Raw genomic sequence first — 17788 nt, 5'->3', positions numbered from 1 at the left:
CGAGATCGGACGGCCGTTCGTGATGCTCTTCAACAGGTTTCGGCACTTCCCGCCAGCTTCGGCCAGGACGGATTGACACTGTCGTTCTCCTCGCAGGATCACCTGGCTCCGGACAGCCTCTGCGGCCTGGTACTCGTCGAATTCGGTGAGGACAACAAGCCTGCCCGTCCGTGGGATTCCTACCAGCCCCCGTGCGGATAACCGAGGAGCATTGACATGACAGACGCACAACTGTGGCTCGCAGCCATCGAGATCGGTGCCTTCTTCTCGCTGATAGCCCTCGGAATGTATCTCGTGGTGGTCGGCGCCGATTTCTTCAACTTTGCGATGGGCCCGTACGCGATGGCTGCGGCCATGGCGTCGAGTTGGGTCGCGATCAATTACGGGCTCGCTCTCTGGATTGCCATGCCGCTGGGGATCGCGGTAGCGGTGGCGCTGTCGATCCTGACGGAAAAGCTTGTGGTCAAACAGGTTCAGAAGCGTTCGGGTCGTGGGGAACTACCGGCGTTGGTGGCGGTGACCGCAGTACTGTTCGGGATCCAGCAGCTCGCCGGCACGGTCTTCGGCCGAACACCACTTCCCGGACAGAAGATCTTCGACTTCGATCCGATATCGGTGCTCGGTGCCACCGTCGACAGTTCGACCGTTGTACTCGTCGTCGGAACTGCCGTGATCTTCGTCGGTATCGGACTGTGGCTGAACCGGTCCACCTCGGGCCGTCTGCTACGCGCCGTCGGCGACAGTCCGGATGCCGCCCGCGTCCTGGGCTTGCCGGTGGATCGGGTACGCCTCATCGCGTTCACCCTCGCGGGTGTGATCGCCGCCGTCGCCGGACTTCTGTTCGCTCCCAAGGCCGGTGTTCAGTTCACGAGCGGTCTGTCATGGACGCTGACGGCATTCATCGCACTCGTCATCGGTGGTACCGGCCGAAGTTGGGCTCCGCTGATCGGCGGAATGGTGTTGGGCGTCGTCCAGGTATTCGCCCCGTACTACTTCGGTGCGAGTGCTGCGCAAACCGCGATTCTGTTGATTGCCCTGGTGTTCTTCGCTTTCCGTCCGGAAGGCTTGCTCTCGAGGAAGGTTCGCGTCTGATGGCCTCGCTTTCTACCAGTCCGCTGACGTCAAATCCGCCCACTACATCCGGCCGTTCCCGGACGAGGATGCTCGCCCTGTCACGAGAAGCGCTGATCACCGTGGTCGTGGTTGCTGCCGTGCTGCTGTGGATGGGGCCGAGTCTGTACCGGCAGGATCTGGTGTTCCTCGCTGCGACGTATTCGCTGATCGCACTCGGCATGTACGTGCCATTCGTGCTCGCGGGATCACTGTCGATGGCGTACAGCGCGTATGCGGCGATCGGCGCGTATGCCGTTGCGCTGATCTCGGTTCGGACCGGGTTGTCGATGTGGTGGGGATGGATTCTCGGCGCCCTCGCCGCTGCAGCGGTTGCAGTACTCCTCAGCTTGGCAACACAGAAACTCTCCGGCTTCTACCTTGCCGCGGTGACCTTGTTGTTCGGTATCGCTTTCGAGCACTGGTTGATCGACGGGCCGAGTTTCACCGGCGGGTCGGCCGGGATCTCGGGTGTCGAGACTGTGACGATGTTCGGCTGGGAGCCACCGCGCTATTTGTTGGTCGTGTTCGCGATCTTGTTCGTGTGTCTGATCGCGGTCGCTGTGGATCGACTCCGGAAATCGGTGTGGGGGCTGATGTTGCAAGCTGCCCGCGACAATCGTAATGTCGCACGGTCTTCCGGCGTCAATCCTGCGCACCTGACCGTCGTGGCGCTGGCGATCGGTGCTGCGATCGCGTCGACCGGCGGATCGCTGTTCACCGTGTCGGTGCAGGCTGTCACTCCTGAAACCTTCACTCTCAGTATTGTTTTCCTCGCAATCTTCATGCCGATCATCGGCGGTCGCGGTTCGGCGTGGGGTGCTCCGCTCGGTGCATTGATCGTGGTGATCGTGACGCTGAATATGCCCGGGTACCAGGGAAGTGGCGAACTCCTGCTTGCCGGAGCCGTCCTGGTGATCCTCATCGTCGCGCCTGGTGGGGTGATCGGGTGGAGTCAGAACGTTCTGGGTCGAATGAACCGTCTGTACAAGGAGCGTGGCAATCGATGACTCGGCTACTCGAAGTGAGCGGGCTCCACAAGTCCTACGGAGGCGTCCGCGCTGTCGACGATGTCTCGTTCAGCGTCGGACCGGGAGAGGTGATCGGACTGGTCGGCCCGAACGGGGCAGGCAAGACCACACTGGTGGACTGCATCTTCGGCACTCAGCAAGCAGACTCCGGAACCGTCGCGCTCGCGGGTGCTCCCTTGACCGGGCCGTCGGAGCGCCGTGCACGGCAAGGGCTCTCGCGCACGTTTCAACATCCGCAGCTCGCGGCGGAACTCGACGCCGTCGACAACATCATCCCGGGACTGTACGGGCACAAGATCACCTCACCTCTGCACTCGCTGTGGTGGGCGATCAAAGGACCTTTCGAGAACTGGGACCGGACAGCACAGCGGGCCCGGGAGATTGCTGCGCGATACTCGGTCACCGACGTCGAGAGTGCTTGCGGGGATCTCAGTTTGGGGGCGCAGCGTCTGGTCGAGGTGGCGCGGGCGATGGCGACCGAACCCGAAGTCCTCCTGTTGGACGAACCGTTTGCCGGCGCGGATCACGACGGCATCGCTGCCATCTCCGGTGCCGTGCGATCGATTGCCGCGCAGGGCAAAGGAGTAGTCCTGGTTGATCACAACGTCGATCTCATCGCGGCGCTCGCAACCAAGATCGTGCTGCTCAATTTCGGATCAGTGGCGTTCTACGGACCACCGCAGGAGTGCTTGGCCAGCGACGCGATGCGAGAAGTCTATTTCGGTTCCGAATACGAGGAAGGCGCCTGACATGCTCGAACTCGACAGAGTCACAGTTCGATACGGATCCGCTGTCGCCGTCCGGGAAGTCTCCCTTGCCGCTCCCGCCGGTGAAGTGACAGCCATCGTCGGGCCGAACGGTGCGGGCAAGACCAGCTTGGCGGGATCCATCTACGGCTCGGTTCCCGCCACCGGGACAATCAAATTCGATGGTCGAGAGATCCAGAAATTATCGGCACTGGATCGTGTCCGCAGCGGATTTGCCTACGTTCCCCAAGGCAGGCAACTGTTCATGCGAATGTCCGTTCGCGAGAACCTACGCGTCGGCGCAGACCTGCTGGGATTGAAAGCCGAAGCCGTGGAAACAGCTTTCGAGAGGTTCCCGATCCTGCGTGAACGCTCGGAGAGTTATGCCGGGGTCCTCAGCGGTGGTGAGCAGCAGATGTTGGTTCTGGGGCGGGCCCTTCTGGAAACCCCGAAGGTGTTGCTCCTCGACGAGATGATGACAGGACTGGCACCGAAAATCGTCGCGGAGCTGCGAGCATTGGTCGGGGGTCTGGCCGCCGAGGGTGTGACCGTCATCGTGACGGAACCGGCACTTACTGCACTGAAATCGGTTGTCGACCGCGGATATGTCATGCAGCGCGGCGAACTCGTCCGCGAATGCGATTCCGCAGCGACACTGGACAACGCGTACAAACAATCGATGGGCGTACTCAGCGCCGACGGGAGATGATCGACGATCATGCTGGAAACGAAGACACTCGACTTCACCGTCGGTGAATTCGCCACGAATCCGGACCGGTTCGCCGGCGTCAGCATCAGCGAAATGGTCAGGCATTGGTCTGAGACCATCCCGGACGAAACCGCCTTTGTCACTCCGGAATCGAGGGTGTCGTGGAAACAGTACGACGCGGCTGCCGATGCGATCGCGTCGGCGCTGGATCTAGCTGGTGAGGGATACGGACATGTAGCCGTGTTGCTCCCCGACACCGCTGTATTCCATGCGGCTCTCTGCGCAGCATTTCGTACCGGCCGCGTCGCCGTCGGAATCGGTTCGCGCTCGGGCATTCGCGAGATCTCTCATCTGATCGCCCGCTCGGAAGCCTCCGTACTCGTCACCACTCGCACGCTGCGCGGCGTCGATACCGCCGAACTCGTGGCGAGTCTGCGGGCAGAGCATCCCGGACTGGACGTCGTCTTCGCCGACGAACGCGCCGACGTGAGTTTCGAACGCGTGAGCGCAAACGGCGAACTCACCTCGTTGCCGGTCGAGCTAAAGCAGTTCCCCGCAACCAGTCCGTGTTTTGTCACGTCAGCCGTTTCGATGCTGAACTCGACCTCCGGCACAACGGGCCTACCCAAACTGGTCACACAAACCGAGGATCGTTGGGTTGGTTTCTCCGAGATTGCCGCCGAGGCGGCGGCGATCGGTTCGGATGAGGTGTTCCTCGGCGCGGTTCCAGCACCTTTCGGATTCGGCCTCTGGACTTCGCATTTCCTGCCGGCACTACTCGGTGCTCGCAATGTCGTCATGGAACGCTTCGACGTTTCGGTGATGATCGAGTTGATCGAGCGCGAACGGGTGACTGCTTTGAATTGTGTGAGTACACAATTCAAGATGCTGTTGCGTTCGGAGGCCGCGGAATCGGCCGATCTCTCGTCACTTCGTTTCATGTTCACCGGTGGTGAAGCCGTGCCCTATTCGGAGGCGCTGGCATTCGAACAACGTACCGGAGCGGCTGTCCTGCAGTTCTACGGATCGAACGAAACCGGCGCCGTCTCGGTGACGACGGTTTCGGACGGTTCCGATACCCGACTGAAGACGTGCGGCCACGTCATCGATCGCATGCAAGTTCGTGTATTCGACGATGCGGCAAAGGAAATGACCGGCTCCGTCCGCCGCGGTCAGCCTGGGGTGAACGGACCGCTGATGTGTCAGGGCTATTGGGGGGACACCGATGCGAACGACGAGTTGTACACCGACGACGGTTGGATGCTTCTCGGCGACATCGTCGAGATCGACGAGACAGGACGGGTGCGTGTGGTCGGGCGCAAAGCCGACATCATCATTCGTGGCGGCAAGAACATCTCCGCGGTCGAAGTCGAGGAGTACGTGCGCGCGCACCCTTCGGTGGAGTTGGTCGCCGTGGTCGGGGTCGACGATCCGCTGTTTGGTGAGAAGGTCTGTGCGGTCGTCGTGTCCGCCGATGACGATCTGAGTTCGGAGGATCTGACCGCCTGGCTGCAGAGCCGAGGAGTGACCCGCGAGTACATACCCGAGTACGTGATGACGGTCGCCGAATTGCCGATGGCGGCAGGCGGCAAAGTAGCCAAGGGTGAAGTCAAGGCACTCGCGCAGAGGCGGATCGCTGAACTCGGCTGATCGCACTTGGCGGTACCGGCTTCGCGTTACGCTGATCCGGACATTGTGCCGAGAGTGAAGGAAACCCGATGACGAACCCTTCACCGCATCGGTGGCGCAGGCGCTTGCTGTGGGCTCTGGCAATTGTGTTCGTTCTGGTCGGAGCCGTGGTTCTGGCCTTCGTTCTGAGCCCGAGACCTGGCGCACTCACCGTGCGATGGGTCTTCGATCGTGATGCGGTGAAAGTCACCGAGGCGCTCGAGAAGCACGCGCCCGAAGGCGTCGACTCGATCAAGGACCAGCAGTACCGCGCCGATGACGACGACGCATACCTGGATGTCTACTTTCCCGCAGCGACGACGACCGCATTGCCTACGGTGATCTGGACTCATGGCGGTGCCTGGATCTCGGGAAGCAAGTCCAACTACGCGCCGTACTACGAGTTGCTGGCCTCTCGTGGCTACACCGTTGTGTCCCTGGACTACTCACTCGGACCTGAGCACCACTATCCGACGGCAGTGCGGCAGCTCAACGACGCTCACGCGTACGTCGTCGCGAATGCGGAACGGCTGCATGTTGATCCGACGACGGTCGTTCTGGCCGGTGATTCTGCGGGAGCGCAACTCTCGAGTCAGCTCGCCACTCTCATCACTGATCCCGCCTATGCGAACCGTGTGGGCGTGGTCCCGTCGCTGCGGCCGGATCAGTTACGTGGAGTAATACTGAACTGTGGAATCTACGACGTCGGGAACATGGTCGGCGGACCCGGCATCATCGGTTGGGGAGTTGATCGGTCCCTCTGGGCGTATACCGGCGTGCGTGACTTCATGAGTACCGACGCAGCGGATCAGATGTCGACCTTGAACTACGTCACCGATCGATTTCCGCCTGCCTACATCAGCGGCGGCAACGCCGATCCGTTGACGGATTCTCAGTCGAAACCGATGGCTGACAAATTGACCGGGTTGGGAGTTGCGGTCGACACACTGTTCTATCCGGCCGATCACGTTCCGGCGCTCGGTCACGAGTATCAGTTCGATCTGGACAATGCCGACGGTCTCACTGCGCTCGATCGCACGGTTCAGTTTCTTGAGGCTCATACCGGCTAAATGTCGGATTGTGGTGAACCACTGCGAAAATGGTCATTTTGGACAAGGCTCCGCGGGTGCGTTGCCAGGGAATTCTCAACTAGTCCTTTTGGTCTAGCCTGGGTGAATCCGATCCGACCCCAGGAGTTGTTGTGCGCGCGCCTTCCCCCGACAGACGGCGAAGGCGCATTGTCGGAACCGCGGCGGTATTCGTCGTCATTCTGCTGTCCGGGGTAACCGCGGCACTCGTCAGTCCGTGGCCAGGAGTTCTCCTCGTACGGTGGATGTCGGCGGGTGGCTCCGAATCGACTCACGCACAACTCGACAGGCATGCACCGTCAGGAATCGTCTCGATTCTCGATCAGTCGTACCGCGACGGCGACGACGATGCACAACTCGACGCGTACTACCCGTCGGAGTCCACTTCGGCGCTACCCACGGTGGTCTGGGTGCACGGCGGTGGCTGGATATCAGGATCGAGAACTGATGCCGACGGTTACTACAAACTGTTGGCAAATCAAGGCTTCACTGTGATTTCGGTGGACTACTCACTGGGACCAGATGCGTATTACCCCACCGCAGTGAATCAGCTGAACGACGCGTATCGATTTATCGTGAGCAATGCGGACAGGTTGCATGTCGATTCGACCAATCTCTTTCTTGCGGGAGATTCGGCAGGCGCGCAGTTGTCCAGTCAGTTGGCGACCGTCATGACCAGCCCTGACTACGCGTCGGAAATGGGTGTGGAGCCGGCATTACGTCCCGAGCAGATACGCGGAGTTGTCCTCGACTGTGGGGTCTTCGATCTGAAACCCCTGCTGTCGCAGGGGAAGTACTTCGGTTGGGGCGTCGACAAGCAGTCGCTGTGGGGGTATCTCGGAACGAGGGACTTCGACGGGTCGACTGCAGTGGGTCAGATGTCGACACTGGGCCATGTGACCTCGGACTTTCCAGCGACGTTCATCACCGGCGGAAACATCGACCCACTGACCGCCAGCCAGTCGAAACCCTTGGCAGAACGGCTCGCCGATCTGGGCGTCGAAGTAGACGCACTGTTCTACCCCGAAGATCACGAGCCTGCGCTGGACCACGAATATCAGTTCGACCTCGATACCGTGGACGGGATGGTCGCGTTCGATCGCACAGTCGCGTTCCTGCGCAACTACGTGCGTTAGCGCGGTCAGCGAATCACGTAAGGCGAAATCGAACTTCGGTGCTCGCTGATGTCGAGGTCTTTACCCAAGGGCGGGAAGGCACGTTGCGGACAGTTGAGGCGTTCGCAGACGCGGCAGCCCGAGCCGATCGGCGTTCCCGGATTCGACTCGTCCAGATCCAGACCGTCGCTGTAGACGAGTCGGTGGGCGTGTCGAATCTCGCATCCCAATCCGATGGCGAAGATCTTTGCGGGCTGTCCGTATCGAGCCGCTCGACGTTCGACCGTGCGAGCAACCCAGAGGTATCGGCGGCCGTCGGGCATCTGTGCGATCTGGGGCATGATCTTGCCCGGATACGAGAACGTCTCGTAGACGTTCCACAGCGGGCACGTACCGCCGCTGGTGGAGAAGTGGAATCCGGTGGCGGACTGACGCTTCGACATGTTTCCGGCACGGTCGACACGCACGAACATGAACGGAACCCCGCGAAGTTTGGGGCGCTGCAGAGTCGAGAGGCGGTGGCAGATCGTCTCGTAGCTCGCGGAATAGAAGGCGGACATGCGCTCGATGTCGTACCGGAAGTCCTCGGCGACGTCGTGGAACTGGCTGTATGGGAGCACGGTGGCCGCCGCGAAGTAGTTGGCCAATCCAAGTCGCGCCAAAGAGACCGAAGCTTCGCTGGTGAAGTTGCCTTCGGCCACCAACGAGTCGAGCAGATCGCCGTGCTCGAGGTACGCGAGTTCTGTCGCGAACTTGAAGACCTGTTGCCCGCCGGAGAGCCGTGCGGAGATTTCCAGGACCCTGGTATCCGGGTCGTAACGATGAAGTATGTTCTCGCCCAGGTCGACTCGTCGAACGATCTGCACGCCGTGGACGGTTTCGAGGCGTCTGGCGATCTCGCCGGCGACGTCGCCGCGATGAAAGCGCATCCGGGCAGTGAGTTCTTCGGCCGCGGTGTCGAGATCGTGAATGTAGTTCTGCCGCTGATAGAAGTAGTCGCGCACTTCCTCGTGCGGCATGGTGATCGAACCGCTGCCGCTGCCGTCCGAGAAACGGTCTTCCGTGGCTGCGGCGAGCTGCGCCGTCGTGTTGCGGAAGCGGCGATGCATGTTGACCATCGCCTTGGCCAGGCCCGGGTGCGTGGAGACCATCTCCGCGATTTCGTGGGCGTCGGCGTCGATGCCCATCTCCTGATCGAGGGCAACTTCACGCATTTCCGCGATCAGGCGCGTGTCGTCCTGCGGGGAGAAGAAGGTGGTGTCGACGCCGAAGACTTCACTGATTCGCAGGAGGACCGGCACGGTGAGTGGCCGGACGTCGTGCTCGATCTGATTGAGATAGCTTGCCGAGATCTCCAGCGTCTTGGCCAGCGAAGCCTGACTCAACCCGCGCTCGGTCCGCAGTTGGCGGAGCCGGACACCGACAAAGGTTTTCGACATTTTCCCAGGATACGAGTGACAGTCCGGCTTCGCAAAGGTGGGTTCGCAGAATTCGCACCGGTACCCCCTGTGAGTGGTTAAGGAGTCCTCACACTCCTCAACCACTCACGGGGCCGGAGGCCTAGACCCTGTTCTCCGAACGCGGAGCTCCGATTCCGGGATCGATCTGGAACGGCCCGCTCGACGAGGGTGCAAGGGGGAAGTCGAAGATCGCAGTCGGGAGATAGACCGTCGAACACGAGTTGGGGATATCCACGACACCCGACAGGCGACCCTCGATCGGCGCCGCACCGAGTAGCAGGTACGCCTGCTCTGGCGCGTACCCGAACTTGGTCAGATACTCGATCGCATGCAAGCACGCACGCTGGTAGGACAGATGTGAATCCAGGTACTTCTGTTCGCCGTCCAACGTGACGGAAGTGCCCGAGAACGCAAGCCACTCGGAATACTGCGGATCCGTGTTGCCCGGCATGAAGATGGCGTTCTCGGAAACACCGTAGGTATCCATTCCGCCCTTGATGATGTCCACACGAAGATCGATGAAGCCGCCCATCTCGATGGCACCGCAGAAAGTGATCTCACCGTCGCCCTGGGAGAAGTGGAGATCGCCGACCGACAGATTCGCACCGTCCACGAACACCGGATAGAAGATTCGGCTGCCCTTGGTGAGGTTCTTGATGTCCTGGTTTCCGCCGTTCTCACGCGGGGGAGCGGTGCGAGCCGCCTCGCCGGCCACGCGTGTGTACTCGTCACCGGTCAAGGTTCCCAGTACTGCATCGCGGGGCTCGGGCGGAAGCGCAAGCGGGGGAACCCGATTGGGATCGGTGGCAATGAGGGCACCCTCGCGGGCATTCCACTTGGCGAGCAGGGCTGCCGACGGAGCCGTGCCCATGAGTCCCGGGTGGACGATGCCCGTGAACGAGACGTGCGGAATGTGACGCGACGTCGCCGTTTGGCCGGAGAAATCCCAGACGGCTTTGTACGCGTCGGGGAACTGTTCGGTGAGGAAGCCACCGCCGTTGTTCCGAGGGAAGATGCCGGTGTACCCCCAGCCTTGGCCGGCCAACGGACCCGAATCTTCTTGGGGGATAGGCCCGATATCCAAGATGTCGACGATCAAGAGGTCGCCGGGCTTCGCGCCTTCGACGGCAAAGGGGCCGGACAGCGTGTGGACCGTGGTCAGTGGCGCATTGAGAATGTCGTCGGCCGAGTCGTCGTTGTGTATTGCGCCGTCGAACCATTCGCGGCAATGGACACGAAACGCATCACCGGGTTTCACCGTCACCGCCGCTGGGATGTCCGGGTGCCACCGATTGTGGCCGACGATTGCCTGGTCGGTGAATTTCTTGGCGGAATCGAGTGGAAACAGCAGTTCAGGCATATGCACTCCTCATTCTCGAAGAAACGGAAAACTCGTGGCGGCAGGACTTTCGTGTCGGATCGGGACTCACGGCGAGGACGCGCGGTGAAGACGCTCAGGGGCGAGGTAGCTTGCGGTGCAACGGATTGGATGTCGTCGGCGGAGATTGCCGGCCGCGGCCGGGTAGCGACCCACTGACCACGGCAGGCTCGTGAGCCGATCGAGCAGTGCTGTCCAGTAGACCCATCGCGGCCGACGACGCGTGACTCAACCGGGGAGACGAGACCACCCGCTTGGACTCGAGACTGCACTGGGGGCAAGTAATCGACTGGGGCACTTCGGCCATCGCGAACGACCGCTCGAGCGGGCCGCAGCCGGTACAGCGAAACTCGTACAGAGGCATGCGGTCACGCTATCGGAGGATCCGTAAGTGCGACACTGGAACGACACGCACCGGGTTGCCGATGCCGCAATTGCGCCCGTCAGCGCAAGTACACAACTGCGTTGTCTCCGCCGGTACAGGTGACGATGCCGGAGGTCACCTTGCATGCCATCGTGTACTCCTTGCCGGTCACCGGACTACGTGCGGACACGGTGCTGGATGCACCGGTTGCACCGGAGTTCCCGTAGGCGATCCGAACCGCCTCGGCAAACTCACATGAAGTTTTGCCCCCACTTGTCGCGGACTCCTTGTAACTTCCGGCCGGCTGCCCGCCGGGGCAGGCGGACGCACCGGCCGGGAAGTTCGCGGCGCGTGTGGTCGTCGGGGATGTCGTGCTGGGAGCGGTTGTCGTGGTGCCGGGTGTGTTCGCGGCGCTGATGGTGGTGTGGGCGGCGCCACCGGCGGCCGAGTTGGGGACGTCCTTCGGCCAGAGGACCCAGGCAAGCCCGCCGAAGAGAGCCAACACAGTGATGACTCCGATTACGGATACCGGAATCACCCAGCCGGGCCGACGCGGCGGCGGATTTCCACGTGGCGGTGCAGGCGGGAATCCCTGGGGCGGGGGATACGACTGCGGCGCGGCTCGGTAGCCCAACTGCGGCGGCTGTGGACCGGATTGCGACCATGCCTGGTTGTTCGGTGGCCGCTGATAGTTGTCCGGCACCGCTTTATCGCCCGGTCGGGGGCGTCGAACGACAAGTCATGGTTCGACAGCATATGGCCGGCGAATGGGTTGTCTGTGGCTTTCTGACGGGTAGATCCCTGGAATCGCCCGAGCGAAGGCTGTTGCCGAGGAGTGATTGCGGTCACTCGCGGGTAGTGAAGTTGGCTCCGAAGTAGCGGACAGGCCTGTTCCGAGTGGCGTGCGAACTGCCGGAATTCGCAAGCGGCAGAGTTGAGTGCATTTCGTTCACAGCCTGCGGTTTCTTTCCTACTCGCCAGTACGGAACCTGTCCGATTGGGTAGTACCAGCCGCGTAGGAATCTTCACAGACTTAGCAAAGTGTGTTGAAAAGGTAGCGAAGATTGGCATTAGCAACAGGTAGACGGCACTTTTTCGATGTGCCATTCTCGGTAAGTACACAAGAAGGGCCTGGCAAGTATGTGAAGTAGTACGCACGTACTGCTCACAACAGGCCGGACCAGCAGATCAAAGAGATGGAGTCTTGATGTCGACCACCGGCACCCCGAAGACCGCAGCTGAGCTCCAGCAGGATTGGGACACCAACCCTCGCTGGAAGGGCGTTACTCGTAACTACACGGCCGATCAGGTCGTCAAGCTCCAGGGCACCGTCGTCGAGGAGCAGACCCTCGCTCGTCGCGGATCCGAGATCCTGTGGGATCTCGTGAACAACGAGGACTACATCAACTCCCTCGGTGCACTTACCGGCAACATGGCTGTGCAGCAGGTTCGCGCCGGCCTGAAGGCCATCTACCTCTCCGGTTGGCAGGTTGCCGGCGATGCGAACCTCTCGGGCCACACGTACCCGGACCAGAGCCTCTACCCGGCCAACTCGGTTCCGACCGTCGTCCGTCGCATCAACAACGCACTGCTGCGCGCCGACGAGATCGCCAAGACCGAGGGTGACACCTCCGTCAGCAACTGGCTCGCTCCGATCGTTGCCGACGCCGAAGCCGGCTTCGGTGGCGCTCTCAACGCTTACGAGCTGCAGAAGGCCATGATCGGCGCCGGCGCTGCCGGTGTCCACTGGGAGGATCAGCTCGCTTCGGAGAAGAAGTGCGGCCACCTCGGCGGCAAGGTGCTCATCCCCACGCAGCAGCACATCCGCACCCTGACCTCGGCTCGCCTGGCTTCCGACGTCGCGGACGTTCCGTCCGTCATCATCGCCCGCACCGACGCTGAGGCCGCAACCCTCATCACCTCCGACGTAGACGAGCGTGACCGCCCGTTCCTCGACGGAACCCGCACGGCTGAAGGCTTCTACGGCGTCAAGAACGGCATCGAGCCCTGCATCGCTCGCGCCAAGGCTTACGCACCGTACGCAGACCTCATCTGGATGGAGACCGGCGTGCCGGATCTCGAGGTTGCAAAGAAGTTCGCCGAGTCCGTTCGCAGCGAATTCCCGGACCAGCTCCTGGCCTACAACTGCTCCCCTTCCTTCAACTGGAAGGCGCACCTGGACGACGCGACCATCGCGAAGTTCCAGAAGGAGCTCGGCGCAATGGGCTTCAAGTTCCAGTTCATCACGCTGGCCGGCTTCCACTCGCTCAACTACGGCATGTTCGACCTTGCCTACGGCTACGCCCGCGAAGGCATGACGGCATTCGTCGACCTGCAGGAGCGCGAGTTCAAGGCTGCCGAAGAGCGTGGCTTCACCGCCATCAAGCACCAGCGTGAGGTTGGCGCCGGCTACTTCGACACCATCGCCACCACCGTTGACCCCAACACCTCGACGGCAGCTCTCAAGGGCTCCACCGAAGAGGGACAGTTCCACTAAGAACTGACTTCGGGTGGGGGAGAGGCTCGGCTTCGGGTCTCTCCCCTGCTTGTATCACCGCACTACTTTCTCTCGTCTTCAAGGCAGTTCCGATTGCGTCGGCCACCAGCGTCGACGCAGTTCGAAGTGCTTGTTTTGCAACACCTTCACCAGACAAACTCCACGAGACAAACAAGGAGCTGACGTGACCAGCGAAAAAATTCAGCGCGTCGGCGTTATCGGCGCCGGAATCATGGGTGCCGGAATCGCCGAGGTGTGCGCCCGCGCACATGTCGATGTTCTGGTCTTCGAGCAGACTCGCGAGCTTGCAGCAGCCGGGCGTTCACGCATCCTGCGTTCGCTCGACCGCGGCGTGAGCAGCGGAAAGATCACAGAACGTGAGCGTGAGCAGGCCGCATGGCGTCTGCGTTTCACCTCCGATCTGGGAGATTTCGCGGACCGCCAGCTCGTCGTGGAGGCCGTCGTCGAAGACGAGAAGATCAAGAGCGAAATCTTCGCCGAGCTCGACGCGGTCGTGACGGACCCGGATGCGGTTCTCGCGTCCAACACGTCGTCGATCCCGATCATGAAGCTCGGCATCTCGACCAAGCGTCCCGAGCGAGTCATCGGCATGCACTTCTTCAACCCGGTTCCGGTTCTGCCGCTCGTCGAATTGGTGACGACGCTCAAGACCAGTGCCTCCGTCTCGCAGCGCGCCGAGGCTTTTGCCAGCGACATCCTCGGCAAGCAGGTCGTCCGCAGTGCCGACCGCTCCGGCTTCGTCGTCAACGCACTCCTGGTGCCGTACCTGCTCTCGGCGATCCGCATGGTCGAGTCGGGCTTCGCGACCAAGGAAGACATCGACAAGGCAACGGTTCTCGGCCTCGCGCACCCCATGGGTCCGCTGGCTCTGACGGACCTGGTCGGACTCGACACCGTCAAGTCCATCGCCGACTCCATGTACGAAGAGTTCAAGGAGCCGCTGTACTCCGCTCCGCCGCTGCTCCTGCGTATGGTCGAAGCCGGATTGACCGGCAAGAAGTCCGGCGCGGGCTTCTACGAATACGCCGACAACGGTCGCTCCACCAAGCAGGCAAGCTAAGGCCCAAAGCCCCTGTGCGCCTTTCTGGTAGTTCCGGCTACCACAAAGGCGCACAGGGCGCTCGCGCCCCTCGGTTAGAAAGGTCGACCGCATGTCCAGCAGCACTGCAGCATTCGGCTCCAGCGTCCTGGGGTATCCGCGCATCGGGCCGCGCCGTGAGCTCAAGCGCGCCCTCGAGTCCTACTGGCACGGCACTTCGGACAAGGACGCACTTCTCGCGGTCGCCAAGGAACTCCAGGAATCGACCTGGAGCGAATTGGCTGCGACGGGATTGAGCCAGGTTCCCGGCAACACCTTCTCCTTCTACGATCACGTGCTCGACAATGCGCTGCTCTTCGGCGCAGTGCCGGAGCGGTTCAAGCCGCTCGAGGGCGCCCTCGAGCCGCTCGATTTCTACTTCACGATGGCCCGCGGCCGCCCGGACTTCCCGCCTCTCGAGCTGGTGCGCTTCTTCGGTACGAACTACTACTACCGTCAGCCCGAGATCGACGCGAACACTGTGTTCGCGCTCAACTCGGATGCACTTCTCGACGAATTCGAACGTGCGAAGGCGCGCGGCATCGAATTGCGCCCCGTCATCATGGGGCCCGTCTCGCTGCTTCTGCTTTCGAAGGTCGGACCTGCCACCGAGAAGTCCGATCCGAACTTCACCCCGCTCGACCTGTTGGACGCGCTCCTGCCCGAGTACGAGAAGCTCTTCGAGCAGCTCGCCAAGGCCGGTGCGACCTGTGTTCAGTTGGACGAGCCTTCGGTCACCGAGGACCGCACCCCCGAGGAGCTAGCCGCTCTGGGACGTGCGTACGAGAAGCTTTCGACGGCCCCGCTGCGCCCGCGCCTGTTGGTGACGGGTCCGTACGGCAAGTTCGGCGAAGCCCTCAACATCTTGGCGCCCACCAAGATCGAAGCCTTCGGTCTGGACCTGGTGCACGGCAAGATCACGGCCGAGGAACTGGCCGCGGTGCCGAACATCAAGCGCAAGCGCATCTACGCGGGCGTCGTCGACGGTCGCAACGTCTGGCGCGTCGACCGGTTCAACACCTTGACGTACCTGAACGAACTCAAAGATGTTGTGCCTGACCTCGTCGTCTCCACGTCGTCGTCGCTGCTGCACGTGCCGTACGACGTGCTCTCCGAGTACGACATTCCGGGAGACGTCGCAGACCGTCTGGCTTTTGCGAAGCAGAAGGTCGGCGAAGTCGTCTCACTGGCGAAGGCGCTCACCGAAGGTCCTTCGGACAAGTGGCGTAAGCGTCCGACGAAGGTGCACTTCAAGCTCAAGCACGCTGTCCGTGCTCGGGTGAACGCGATCAAGCCCGAAGATCGTGTGCGTGCACCGTACGAGGAGCGTCGTAAAGCTCAGCAGGAACGGTTGAATCTGCCGTTGGTGCCGGCCCAGACACTGGGTTCGTTCCCGCAGACCGACGCGATTCGCCAGGCTCGTTACGAACTCGGCCAGGGGCGTTTGGAGTGGGACGACTACTACAAGCGCATCCAGGAAGAGATCGAGCGCACAATCCGTCTGCAAGAGGACATCGGTCTCGATGTTTTCGTGCACGGCGAGCACGAGCGCAACGACATGGTCCAGTACTTCGCCGAACTGCTCGAGGGCTATGCCTTCACGCACAACGGTTGGGTTCAGGCCTACGGATCTCGGTGCACGCGTCCGCCGATTCTCTACGGCGACATCGCACGTCCGAAGCCGATGACGGTCGAGTGGATTGCGTACGCGCAGTCGCTGACCGACAAGCCGGTCAAGGGCATGCTGACGGGTCCGGTCACCATGATCGCCCGTTCGTTCGTTCGCCAGGATCAGCCGCTCTACGAAACGGCAGAGCAACTGGCACTTGTCATTCGAGACGAAATCGCGGATCTCGAAGCTGCCGGAATCGCCATCATCCAGGTGGACGAACCGGCAATTCGTGAACTGCTGCCACTGCGTGAGGACGGCCGGGAGGCCTACCTGGAGTGGGCCGTCGACGCGTTCCGTCTGGCAACAGGTGGAGCGAAGCCGGAAACACAGATCCACACACATCTGACGTACTCCGCTCGGTCGTCGGTGGTCGACGCCATCGAACGGTTGGACGCCGATGTGACGGCTATCGTCGCGACCCGCTCCATCACGTGGGTTCTCGAAGCACTCAAGGAAGGCGCGCTCACGCACGGCGTCGGCCCCGGTGTCTACGAATCTCGCTCAGCTCGGATTCCCGACATCGACGAACTCGACGAATTGCTCACCGAGGCAAGCGAATCGATCTCTCTCGATCGCTTGTGGGCAAATCCGGACGGCGGCCTCAAGACCCGCCATCCGTGGCAACTCGAGCCTTCGCTGCGCAATATGGTTGCGGCCGCGAGGCGCCTGCGTCGTCGGGCCGAGCAAGCCGAGCGCGACGCCGGGTAAGTCACGTAAAGAACAAGTCATGGAGGGGCCTGCGAGTTGCAGGTCCCTCCATGCACGGGTAGGCATGTGTGCATGGTTACTGCTGCTGCTTATGCCGCGACGTCCGCTGACGGTCCCCTCGAGAAGACCACTGTCGAACGCCGCGAGCTCGGTCCACTGGACATTCTCATCGACATCAAATTTGCCGGCATCTGCCATTCCGACATCCACACCGCTCGCAACGAGTGGGGCGGAGCGAAGTACCCGATCGTCCCCGGACACGAAATCGCCGGCGTCGTCGCCGCCGTGGGGTCCGATGTCACCAGGCACAAGGTCGGCGACCGAGTGGGCGTCGGCTGCTTCGTCGACTCGTGCGGGGAGTGCGACGCCTGCACCGCCGGTGAAGAGCAGTACTGCCGCAAGGGTGTGACGGGTACGTACAACGCCACCGGCCGCGACGGCGAGCGCACTCAGGGTGGCTACTCGACGCACATCGTCGTCACCGAGCACTTCGTGCTCTCGATCCCGGAGGGCATCGAACTCGACGTTGCAGCGCCGCTCCTGTGCGCGGGCATCACCTTGTACTCACCGCTGCGGCACTGGAACGCCGGCCCCGGCAAGAAGGTCGCCATCATCGGTTTCGGCGGCCTCGGGCACGTCGGCGTGAAGATCGCCAAGGCGCTCGGAGCGGAAGTCACCGTCCTGAGCCAGACGCTCGGCAAGAAAGACGACGGGCTTCGCCTCGGCGCCGATCACTACTACGCGACCAACGACCGTGAGACGTTCAAGGCTCTTCGCGGCGAGTTCGACCTGATCCTCAACACGGTCTCGGTCAACCTCGACATCGACGCCTACATGTCCTTGCTTGCCATCAACGGCACTCTCGTCGAACTCGGCCTGCCCGAGAAGCCGATCGAAGTTCGAGCATTCTCGCTCGCCGCAAACCGTCGTAGCCTCGCCGGTTCCATGGTCGGAGGTATCCCGCAGACACAGGAGATGCTCGACTTCTGCGCCGAGCACGGCATCGGCGCAGAAATCGAACTGATTCCGGCGAGCGACATCAACGACGCTTACGAGCGCGTGATCAAGAGCGACGTCCGATACCGATTCGTGATCGACACCGCAACGATCTGACCCGCCCGGTCCTGCTCAGTCGAATTGTTC

15 protein-coding genes and 1 pseudogene are annotated in these 17788 nt (G+C 61.9%); 12 read left to right on the top strand and 4 right to left on the bottom strand.

Translation table 11 applies throughout. From position 1 onward, the window contains the following. The 8 genes and pseudogenes from G9U53_RS29320 to G9U53_RS29285 form a co-directional block, all read left to right on the top strand. Positions 1-201: pseudogene (locus tag G9U53_RS29320) on the top strand (ABC transporter substrate-binding protein); the annotation flags it as partial. Positions 202-216: 15 nt separating this feature from the next. Next, positions 217-1092: a branched-chain amino acid ABC transporter permease gene (locus G9U53_RS29315; RefSeq protein ID WP_020906730.1), complete on the top strand. Its 876-nt coding sequence runs from the start codon at positions 217-219 to the stop codon at positions 1090-1092. Then, on the top strand, positions 1092-2120 hold the full coding sequence (locus tag G9U53_RS29310) for a branched-chain amino acid ABC transporter permease (RefSeq protein ID WP_064074215.1): 1029 nt from the start codon (positions 1092-1094) through the stop codon (positions 2118-2120). Before G9U53_RS29315 ends, G9U53_RS29310 begins: the two co-directional genes overlap by 1 nt. Beyond that, the gene (locus G9U53_RS29305) at positions 2117-2890 is read left to right on the top strand and encodes an ATP-binding cassette domain-containing protein (protein WP_007735383.1); all 774 of its coding nucleotides are present in this window, start codon (positions 2117-2119) and stop codon (positions 2888-2890) included. The genes G9U53_RS29310 and G9U53_RS29305 overlap by 4 nt, the downstream gene beginning before the upstream one ends. A 1-nt stretch (position 2891) precedes the next feature. Then, positions 2892-3596, top strand: a complete 705-nt coding sequence (locus G9U53_RS29300) for an ATP-binding cassette domain-containing protein (RefSeq protein ID WP_007735382.1) — start codon at positions 2892-2894, stop codon at positions 3594-3596. Between the two features lie 9 nt (positions 3597-3605). Then, complete coding sequence (locus G9U53_RS29295; RefSeq protein ID WP_003941478.1) at positions 3606-5246, top strand: class I adenylate-forming enzyme family protein; 1641 nt, start codon at positions 3606-3608, stop codon at positions 5244-5246. 68 nt (positions 5247-5314) lie between these two features. Further along, entirely contained in the window at positions 5315-6334 is a 1020-nt protein-coding gene (locus G9U53_RS29290) for an alpha/beta hydrolase (protein ID WP_064074214.1), read from the top strand. A gap of 131 nt (positions 6335-6465) precedes the next feature. Continuing rightward, positions 6466-7488 (top strand): alpha/beta hydrolase, encoded by a 1023-nt coding sequence (locus G9U53_RS29285; protein WP_064074213.1) that lies wholly within the window; start codon positions 6466-6468, stop codon positions 7486-7488. A 5-nt stretch (positions 7489-7493) separates the two neighbouring features. Here the strand turns inward: G9U53_RS29285 and ramB are convergent, their stop codons facing one another. The 4 genes from ramB to G9U53_RS29265 form a co-directional block, all read right to left on the bottom strand. Further along, positions 7494-8906, bottom strand: coding sequence for an acetate metabolism transcriptional regulator RamB (gene ramB, locus G9U53_RS29280; protein ID WP_019744436.1), 1413 nt, complete (start codon positions 8904-8906; stop codon positions 7494-7496). 121 nt (positions 8907-9027) lie between these two features. Beyond that, positions 9028-10287, bottom strand: coding sequence for a formamidase (gene fmdA / locus G9U53_RS29275; protein WP_042923284.1), 1260 nt, complete (start codon positions 10285-10287; stop codon positions 9028-9030). A 94-nt stretch (positions 10288-10381) separates the two neighbouring features. Further along, complete coding sequence (locus tag G9U53_RS29270; RefSeq protein ID WP_082893160.1) at positions 10382-10669, bottom strand: FmdB family zinc ribbon protein; 288 nt, start codon at positions 10667-10669, stop codon at positions 10382-10384. Between the two features lie 79 nt (positions 10670-10748). Then, the gene (locus tag G9U53_RS29265; RefSeq protein ID WP_223304378.1) at positions 10749-11372 is read right to left on the bottom strand and encodes a serine/threonine protein kinase; all 624 of its coding nucleotides are present in this window, start codon (positions 11370-11372) and stop codon (positions 10749-10751) included. Positions 11373-11876: 504 nt separating this feature from the next. On the opposite strand from G9U53_RS29265, the gene aceA reads away from it, so the two are divergent. From aceA to G9U53_RS29245, 4 genes are all read left to right on the top strand, one after another. Next, positions 11877-13166: an isocitrate lyase gene (aceA, locus tag G9U53_RS29260; RefSeq protein WP_003941533.1), complete on the top strand. Its 1290-nt coding sequence runs from the start codon at positions 11877-11879 to the stop codon at positions 13164-13166. A 184-nt stretch (positions 13167-13350) separates the two neighbouring features. Then, the gene (locus G9U53_RS29255) at positions 13351-14247 is read left to right on the top strand and encodes a 3-hydroxybutyryl-CoA dehydrogenase (protein ID WP_003941541.1); all 897 of its coding nucleotides are present in this window, start codon (positions 13351-13353) and stop codon (positions 14245-14247) included. A 91-nt stretch (positions 14248-14338) separates the two neighbouring features. Beyond that, positions 14339-16645 (top strand): 5-methyltetrahydropteroyltriglutamate--homocysteine S-methyltransferase, encoded by a 2307-nt coding sequence (metE, locus tag G9U53_RS29250; RefSeq protein ID WP_058038167.1) that lies wholly within the window; start codon positions 14339-14341, stop codon positions 16643-16645. A gap of 72 nt (positions 16646-16717) precedes the next feature. Continuing rightward, positions 16718-17758: an NAD(P)-dependent alcohol dehydrogenase gene (locus G9U53_RS29245; RefSeq protein ID WP_165639695.1), complete on the top strand. Its 1041-nt coding sequence runs from the start codon at positions 16718-16720 to the stop codon at positions 17756-17758. Positions 17759-17788 lie beyond the last annotated feature (30 nt).

This window comes from Rhodococcus sp. D-46, from assembly GCF_011290655.1.
Taxonomy (GTDB): Bacteria; Actinomycetota; Actinomycetes; order Mycobacteriales; family Mycobacteriaceae; genus Rhodococcus_F; species Rhodococcus_F qingshengii.
This window is presented reverse-complemented; position numbering and strand designations above follow the sequence as displayed.

Coding starts and splice junctions, on each gene's coding strand:
- G9U53_RS29300 (WP_007735382.1), top strand. CDS start 2,892: ATGCTCGAACTCGACAGAGTCACAGTTCGATACGGATCCGCTGTCGCC.
- ramB (WP_019744436.1), bottom strand. CDS start 8,906: ATGTCGAAAACCTTTGTCGGTGTCCGGCTCCGCCAACTGCGGACCGAG.
- G9U53_RS29315 (WP_020906730.1), top strand. CDS start 217: ATGACAGACGCACAACTGTGGCTCGCAGCCATCGAGATCGGTGCCTTC.
- metE (WP_058038167.1), top strand. CDS start 14,339: ATGTCCAGCAGCACTGCAGCATTCGGCTCCAGCGTCCTGGGGTATCCG.
- G9U53_RS29305 (WP_007735383.1), top strand. CDS start 2,117: ATGACTCGGCTACTCGAAGTGAGCGGGCTCCACAAGTCCTACGGAGGC.
- aceA (WP_003941533.1), top strand. CDS start 11,877: ATGTCGACCACCGGCACCCCGAAGACCGCAGCTGAGCTCCAGCAGGAT.
- G9U53_RS29295 (WP_003941478.1), top strand. CDS start 3,606: ATGCTGGAAACGAAGACACTCGACTTCACCGTCGGTGAATTCGCCACG.
- G9U53_RS29310 (WP_064074215.1), top strand. CDS start 1,092: ATGGCCTCGCTTTCTACCAGTCCGCTGACGTCAAATCCGCCCACTACA.
- G9U53_RS29290 (WP_064074214.1), top strand. CDS start 5,315: ATGACGAACCCTTCACCGCATCGGTGGCGCAGGCGCTTGCTGTGGGCT.
- fmdA (WP_042923284.1), bottom strand. CDS start 10,287: ATGCCTGAACTGCTGTTTCCACTCGATTCCGCCAAGAAATTCACCGAC.
- G9U53_RS29245 (WP_165639695.1), top strand. CDS start 16,718: ATGGTTACTGCTGCTGCTTATGCCGCGACGTCCGCTGACGGTCCCCTC.
- G9U53_RS29270 (WP_082893160.1), bottom strand. CDS start 10,669: ATGCCTCTGTACGAGTTTCGCTGTACCGGCTGCGGCCCGCTCGAGCGG.